This window comes from Pseudomonas sp. Colony2 (assembly GCF_019382755.1).
GTDB lineage: Bacteria > Pseudomonadota > Gammaproteobacteria > Pseudomonadales > Pseudomonadaceae > Aquipseudomonas.
The window spans coordinates 2,819,365-2,826,816 of the sequence record NZ_CP080030.1 but is presented as its reverse complement, the minus strand read 5'-3'; the positions used below and the strand labels follow the sequence as shown (position 1 = coordinate 2,826,816).

Below are 7,452 nucleotides of genomic sequence, written 5' to 3'. Positions count from 1 at the left end.
ACTCTTGAACATCCATGAACTCTTTGGCCCAGCTCACGTAGGTGTCGGGGAACGTGTAGGTGTGGGTCAGTTCGCTGGCGGTCAGGTTTGATGTGCTGCGCGTCAGGTTGCGCTGTTCGCGAAGGCTGTCGTAGGTGGCCTTGATCGAGGCGAAGTACGCGCCGTGGCCGGCGACCACAATCCGCACACCCAGTTTGGCCAGGCGTTCGTTGTCATTGAGATGCGGGTTGGCGTAGGTCACCAGCATCAACGGCACCGTCAGGCCTTCGGCGATCTGTTCAAGGTGGTCGAAGTCACGGACACCCACCATGCAGATGCCGTCTGCGCCAGCCTCTTGATACGCCTTGGTGCGATGGATAACGTCCTCCACCGGCAGCACGGCGGCGTTGGTCCGGGCGATGATCGAAAGCTGCGGATCGACCCGGGCCTCCAGGGCCGCCTTGACCTTGCCCACGCCCTCTTCCGTGCTGATGAGGTCGGTGGATTTGCGCCCGAACTGCGCGGGCAGCAGGGTATCTTCAATGGTCAGCGCCGAGACGCCAGCACGCTCCAGTTCCTGGACGGTGCGCATCACGTTCAGTGCATTTCCGTAGCCGTGGTCGGCGTCGGCGATCACCGGAAGCTGCGCCACCCGGCCGATGCGGGTGGCCTGCTCGACGAACTCACTCAGGGTAATCAGCGCGAAGTCCGGTGCAGCCAGGACCTGTAATGACGCCACCGAGCCTCCCAGGATGCCGACTTCGAAGCCCAGGTCTGCAGCGATCCTGGCGGACATCGGGTCGAACACCGAGGCGGTGTGAAAGCAGTGTTGGGAGGCCAGCAGCTCGCGAAACGAGCGCCGTAGATCCTGGTGGGAAATTTTCGACATGTTCACTCCTCACTGTCGCCGTATACGCGGGAACGACCAGTGCCAATTCAAAAGTAAGGCTAGCGTATCACGCCGGAAAAAGATGGTTGATGACGTTTGAGAAACTTATACATCACGCTTGGCGGGGGGAAGCCCGCCGCCATTACTTCAACCGTCCCGCCTCACCCAGCCAGGTTGACGCGCCCTGTTGCAACCATTCGGTGGCGGCGGGATTGTGTTTGACCCGGCTATCCAGGAACGCCACACCCATGGCCTGAATCGCGGCCACCTGCTTGGGGTCCGGCGCCGGTTCGCCCGCCATCGGGCCGCCGCCGCCAGGTTTGGCGCCGTGCTTGTGCCCTCGACCCTTGGGCGCGTCGCCAGACGAAGCACTGCCCTTGTCGGCCTTTTTCGCCGGCCGGCTGAACAGCTCGCTCCCGGACAAGGTCTTGTGCGTCGCACTGTTCAACTCCAGCTGAACACTGCCCGCCGCTGTCACCGACTCGCCCAACACCTCTCGCTGACGGTAAGAGCTGACCCAGTTGAACGGGTCTTCATCCTGCTGGCCGGTCATCGACAGCACGGGCGCCGTTATCCGGGCAAACACGTCCGGCCGGGCATCGGCGTCCACATAAGGGCTGAGCAGCAACACCGCCTTGGGTTGAATCCCGACGCCCGGGGTGGCCCCGGGCTCCAGCGCCCCGGCGAGTGCCTCAGCGGTCTGCGCGCCAAAATCAAAGCCGGCCACCACCACCTGGTTCCAGTCGATGGCCGCCAGTTGCGCGTCGCCTTTGGCGGCCCGTGCCCGAACTTCGCTCAGGACTTTCTGCAAGGTCGACAGCCTGTCACGCAGGGCGGCGGCGGAGTAATGACTGCTCGCCATCCCGCGAAAGTCGCCATATAACGCCTGCTGCGAGGCAAAGATCGACTGATCATGGGCGGGTTCCTGAACCGACAACACCGCATAACCGGCCTGCGCCCAAGCCTTGCGCCACGCCACCCCGCCCGAGGCCGGCTCACCCAAACCCGGCAAGTAGATAATCAGCGGCAGGCGCTCATGGGTCACCGGTGCCAGCCACGCAACGTTCACCGATTGCTTGTCGAGCTGCCAGGTCGCGCCCCAGCCGGACGTTTCATAATGGGACGGTTGATACGCGGTGCTCAGTTCCTTGTTGACCCGCTCGCTGAATTCGGCCCGCGGGTTTGGCGGATCGCCCGCACACCCCGCAATCAATCCCAGGCTGCCCACCAGGGCGCTCACCGCCAGCCAGTACCGAGGTTGAAGGTTCATTCGATTCACACCGCCGTTCAGTTCAAGGTAACTGGCAGCCTAACCGACCCGCCGGCGAACGCAGCACCCGCGCAGGTAAAGAATGGGTAAAGCGTGACGGCACGATGGCCCTCTTCGCGGGTCTTTGTTTTATCAAAGCCGGAAAAATTTCAAGGAGACGCCTGTGAGCATCAGAGACAATCCCGAGGACTATCAGGATCTCAAGCGGGCCGTCGGTTTGCTGGAGTCACCCTCCCTGACGGCCAGGCTGTCCGGCATGATCGGCTCCCCGATTGAAAGCGCGGTAAAGGCATTGCCGGGGGTGGTTTCCAAACGGATCAATGGCGCGGTGGCGGCAGCGCTGCATTCATCCGCCGGCGCGGCGCTGAAAAGCCTGGACAACAGTCCGAGAAAACCGGCCTCGACCCGGCTGCACAAGGCTTTTGCGGCCACCTCGGGCGCCATCGGCGGGGCCTTCGGTTTCGCGGCGCTGTTTATCGAGCTGCCGATCTCCACCACCATCATGATGCGCGCGGTCGCCGACGTGGCGCGCAGCGAGGGTTTCGACCTGGGCGACTTTTCGACCAAACAAGCCTGCATCGAGGTGTTTGCCATGGGTGGCACCAGCCAGGCCGATGATGCAACGGAGACCGGTTACTACATGACCCGCAGCTTCACCACCCAGGCCATGCAACAACTGTCCAAGGAGCTGGCGGGGATCGCCGCCAAGCAGGGCTCCAAGGCCATCAGCAGCTTGTCCCCGGGCCAAGCCGGGAAATGGCTGGCGATCCTCATCGATAAAGTCGCGACACGTTTTGGCTTTACCATTTCCAGCAAGTTCGCAGCCCAGGCCGTTCCGGTGATGGGCGCCTTTACCGGGGCGACGATCAATACGCTGTTCACCCACTTCTACCAGGACATGGCGCGGGGGCACTTCATCGTGAAACGGCTGGAAGAGAAATATGGTTTTGAGCCCATCAAGGATGCGTACATGGCCATCAAGGCGGCGCCCCGGGTGAACTAGAAGCGCGGAAATGCCGGAAAAATTTTTAATGCCGTGCATCCACTTCGCTGCCCCGCGCGTACATTCATCCGCAGGGCGCAAGAATTAGGGAGATACGCAGGAAGAGATCACCCGGACGCCATACCCTTGAGCTATCTGATGAATAGAAAAACAACATCATAATGATGGCACTGTCTGATACCTTGTTGTACGAACATAACCACTTTGAGGATTGTCATGGGCGAAGGCGCTCCTATTCCGCCGAATGAAATTGAACGGCTAAAAGAGGTCGCGAAATTTTGTCCAACCGACAGCGATAGTGATGATGTATTTGAAAAGATCGTCGAGATGGCGTCTGCCTATTACAACGCCCCCATCGCACTGATTTCAATTGTCGATAAACACCGGCAATGGTTCAGGGCACGCGTGGGAATTACAGAAACGCAGACACCGCGAGAAGTGTCTTTTTGCGCCTACTCTACCCTGGACAACGCCCTGCTGGAGGTGTCGGACGCAACGCTGGATGCCCGCTTCAAAGACAATCCCCTGGTCACGGGGCCGCCGCATATTCGTTATTACGCGGGCGCGCCATTGATCACGGAGGATGGCTTTACCCTGGGAAGTCTCTGCATCATTGATACTGTCCCCCGCCCTCCCATGAGCGAGCGTGACAGTGCAATGCTCAACGACTTTGCCGAGCTGGTCATGATGCGCATACAGGGCATGCGGTCCCGCAACTTCGTAGACCAACCGACTGGGCTATTCAATCGACTCAGGCTTGAGGAAGATATACGTCAAGCGCTTAAGCTTGAAAACGCGTGCCATGTGTACGCAGTTGACATTATCTCGCCAAAGTTTCTCAACGATATTGTAAAGGCCCTGGGCTACAGCTTTGCCGGAGACCTGGTTCTGGCGATCAAATCTCGCCTGCAAAACCTGTTACCCGCGCAGTGCCTGCTTTACAAAATCAGCCCGACGCGGTTTGGCTTCATCCTTGAGGAGAATCAAACCACCGAGCACATCTGCGAAAGTATTCTCAAGGACTTCAAAAAGCCTGTTGAATGCCACGGCATCCCCATCCTCATGCAAGTCGGGATTGGCGTGCTGCCCATTCACCATTCCGGCCCGCAAGACTGGCTACGCCTGCTGGTGAGTGCGGCAGATGAGGCGCGTGACCGCAAGCTGGGATGGTCTCTTTATGAACCCCAGTTTGATGCGGCTCAACAACGCGCGTTCATGCTGTTGAGTTCATTGCCGGAAGCGGTCAGCTGCGACAAACAGTTCAGCCTGGTGTATCAGCCCAAAGTCAAACTGCCCTCGGGAAGCTGTGATTCGGTAGAGGCATTGCTACGCTGGACCCATCCGTTGCTTGGCCCCATCAGCCCTGCCGAGTTCATCCCCCTGGCCGAAAAAACCGCGTTGATACCGTCCGTTGGATTATGGGTGCTCAACGCAATCATCCGGCAAGCCGCAGCCTGGAAAGCACAAGGCGTGCGCCTGCGAATAGCGATGAACATTACCGTCAGCGATCTGGAAAGCTCCGAGTTCGTGGACGCGATGATTCATGAGCTTCACCGGCACGACCTTGACCCTGCCGACTTTGAACTTGAGTTTACCGAAAGCATGTTGATGACCAACCCTGAGGAAGTCATCCGGCAACTGCAGCGCGTTCGGCAGATTGGCATAGAAGTCGCGGTTGATGATTTCGGCACGGGCTACAGTAACTGGGCGTACCTGAAGGAACTGCCGGCCACTACCGTCAAGCTGGATCAATCATTGATCAGCGGGCTGGGCAGCAATCAAAATGACAAGCAGTTGGTTAAAACCCTGATAGGCCTGGCGAAAGGGCTCGGCTACCGAGTCGTTGCCGAAGGCGTAGAGAACCAGGAAATCCTCGACCTCTTGATACAGTGGGGATGTTCCGAAGCGCAGGGCTACCTGATAGCAAAGCCCATGACCGCAACGGACCTGGAAACCTGGATAAGCCCAGGCCGCTAGCGAACAGGCCCACAGCGTGGGCCTGTAAACGTCAGGCGCCAGTGTCAGGCCAGTTCAAAGCGATCCAGATTCATCACCTTGGTCCAGGCCGCCACGAAGTCCTCGACGAACTTCTCCTCGGCGTCGGCACTGCCATAGACTTCGGACAGTGCCCTCAACTGGGCATGCGAACCGAACACCAGGTCGACCCGGGTGCCCGTCCACTTGACGGCACCGGTCTTGCGGTCATGCGCCTCAAAGGTATCGTGGGTGCCGGTGACTGGCTTCCATTCAACGCCCATGTCCAGCAGGTTCCTGAAGAAGTCATTGGTCAGGGTTCCCGGGCGCTCGGTGAACACCCCGTGCTTGCTTTCCCCGACATTTAGACCCAAGACCCGCAGTCCGCCCAACAGCACCGTCATTTCGGGTGCGGTCAATGTCAGCAGTTGCGCCTTGTCGATCAGCAACGCTTCGGCAGACACCTTGTAGTGCCCCTTCTGGTAGTTGCGAAAGCCATCGGCGACCGGTTCAAGGAAACCGAACGACTCGACATCCGTCTGCTCCTGGGAAGCATCCGTGCGCCCTGCCGTGAAAGGCACCGTGGTCTGGCGGCCGGCATTTTTGGCCGCCAGCTCAACCCCCACACTGCCCGCCAGCACGATCAGATCGGCCAGGGAAATCTTTTTGCCTCCCGTCTGTGCGGTATTGAAGTCGCCCTGAATAGCTTCGAGACGCTTCAGTACGCCCGACAGTTGCTCAGGCTGGTTGAGCGCCCAGTCCTTCTGCGGAGCCAGGCGCAGGCGCCCGCCATTGGCTCCCCCGCGTTTATCGGAGCCGCGGAAGGTGGACGCCGCTGCCCATGCCGTCGAAACCAGCTGCGAGACCGTCAGCCCCGCGGCGAGAATCTTCTGCTTGAGCGCCGCCACATCCTGCTCATCCACCAGTGGATGATCGACCGCAGGAATCGGGTCCTGCCACAGCAACTCTTCCGCGGGGGTTTCCGGGCCGAGATAACGCGCAAGCGGGCCCATGTCGCGGTGGGTAAGCTTGAACCAGGCACGGGCAAAGGCGTCTGCCAGTTGGTCCGGGTTGGCCAGGAAACGTCGGGAGATCTGTTCGTACGCCGGATCGAAACGCAGCGCCAGGTCCGAGGTCAGCATGCTCGGCGCATGCCGCCTGCCGGCATCATGGGCATCCGGAACCTTGCCGGCGCCGGCACCGTTCTTCGGTGTCCACTGATGGGCGCCCGCCGGGCTCCTGGTCAGTTCCCATTCAAAGCCGAAGAGGTTTTCGAGGTACTCATTGCTCCATCTTGTCGGCGTCGAAGTCCAGGTCACCTCCAGCCCGCTGGTGATGGTGTCACCGCCCTTGCCGCTGCCGAAGCTGTTTTTCCAGCCCAGCCCCTGCTCTTCCAGGCCAGCCGCTTCCGGTTCCGGGCCGACGTTATCCGCCGGACCTGCGCCGTGGGTCTTGCCGAAGGCGTGACCGCCGGCGATCAGGGCTACGGTCTCTTCGTCATTCATCGCCATGCGACCGAAGGTTTCACGGATATCCTTCGCCGAGGCGACCGGATCCGGAACACCTTCAGGCCCTTCCGGGTTCACGTAGATCAAGCCCATCTGCACAGCGGCGAGGGGATTTTCCAGGTTGCGCTCACCGCCTCCGGTGCGGCTTTCTTCGTTGCCATGGTTCTGCGGTTCAGCCACCAACGGACCATCACCCGGCTGCTGCATTTTCTTTTGCACGCCGTAACGCTCTTCTCCCCCCAGCCACGTGGTCTCGGCGCCCCAGTAAACGTCCTCGTCCGGCTCCCAGACATCCGGGCGACCGCCGGAGAACCCGAAGGTCTTGAACCCCATCGACTCCAGCGCGACGTTACCGGTGAGTACGATCAAATCGGCCCAGGAAATCCGCCGGCCGTACTTTTGCTTGACCGGCCAGATCAGGCGACGGGCCTTATCCAGGCTGACGTTGTCAGGCCAGCTGTTGAGCGGTGCAAAGCGCTGCTGACCGGAACCGGCACCGCCGCGACCGTCGGCGGTACGGTAGGTCCCGGCGCTGTGCCAGGCCATGCGAATGAACAGCGGGCCGTAATGGCCAAAGTCCGCCGGCCACCAGTCCTGGGATTGCGTCATGACATCGCGCAAATCCTGCTTGACCGCTTCGAAGTCAAGGCTCTGGAACGCCTTGGCGTAATCGAAGCCCTCACCCATAGGGTCGCTGAGGGAGGAATGCTGATGCAGGATCTTCAGATTCAGTTGCTGGGGCCACCAGTCTCGGTTCGTGGTGCCGCCACCCGCAGCGTGGTTGAAAGGGCATTTCGATTCAGTTGACATGCTTGGCACACCTTTTAGT

The 7,452-nt window shown here is 60.3% G+C and carries 5 protein-coding genes; 2 read left to right on the top strand and 3 right to left on the bottom strand.

What is annotated here, in order from left to right; translation table 11 throughout:
• The coding region (locus tag JV201_RS11335; protein ID WP_003208921.1) for an oxaloacetate decarboxylase at positions 1 to 868 on the bottom strand (868 nt) is incomplete at its 3' end.
• Positions 869 to 1,010: 142 nt separating this feature from the next.
• Positions 1,011 to 2,138, bottom strand: coding sequence for an alpha/beta hydrolase (locus JV201_RS11330; protein ID WP_219406917.1), 1,128 nt, complete (start codon positions 2,136 to 2,138; stop codon positions 1,011 to 1,013).
• 163 nt (positions 2,139 to 2,301) lie between these two features.
• Here JV201_RS11330 and JV201_RS11325 point away from each other — a divergent pair, with 163 nt between their 5' ends.
• A complete protein-coding gene (locus JV201_RS11325; protein WP_003208925.1) occupies positions 2,302 to 3,141 on the top strand; it encodes an EcsC family protein in 840 nt (279 codons plus the stop codon).
• Positions 3,142 to 3,357: 216 nt separating this feature from the next.
• Positions 3,358 to 5,118 carry an EAL domain-containing protein gene (locus JV201_RS11320; protein WP_219406916.1) on the top strand — a complete coding sequence of 587 codons (1,761 nt, stop codon included), beginning with the start codon at positions 3,358 to 3,360 and terminating at the stop codon, positions 5,116 to 5,118.
• 44 nt (positions 5,119 to 5,162) lie between these two features.
• Here the strand turns inward: JV201_RS11320 and katG are convergent, their stop codons facing one another.
• The gene (katG, locus tag JV201_RS11315) at positions 5,163 to 7,433 is read right to left on the bottom strand and encodes a catalase/peroxidase HPI (RefSeq protein ID WP_219406915.1); all 2,271 of its coding nucleotides are present in this window, start codon (positions 7,431 to 7,433) and stop codon (positions 5,163 to 5,165) included.
• Between the last annotated feature and the right edge of the window lie 19 nt (positions 7,434 to 7,452).

What these genes read in the sequence shown, in the direction of transcription:
- JV201_RS11320 (WP_219406916.1), top strand. Translation starts at nt 3,358, where the DNA reads ATGGGCGAAGGCGCTCCTATTCCGCCGAATGAAATTGAACGGCTAAAA.
- JV201_RS11330 (WP_219406917.1), bottom strand. Translation starts at nt 2,138, where the DNA reads ATGAACCTTCAACCTCGGTACTGGCTGGCGGTGAGCGCCCTGGTGGGC.
- katG (WP_219406915.1), bottom strand. Translation starts at nt 7,433, where the DNA reads ATGTCAACTGAATCGAAATGCCCTTTCAACCACGCTGCGGGTGGCGGC.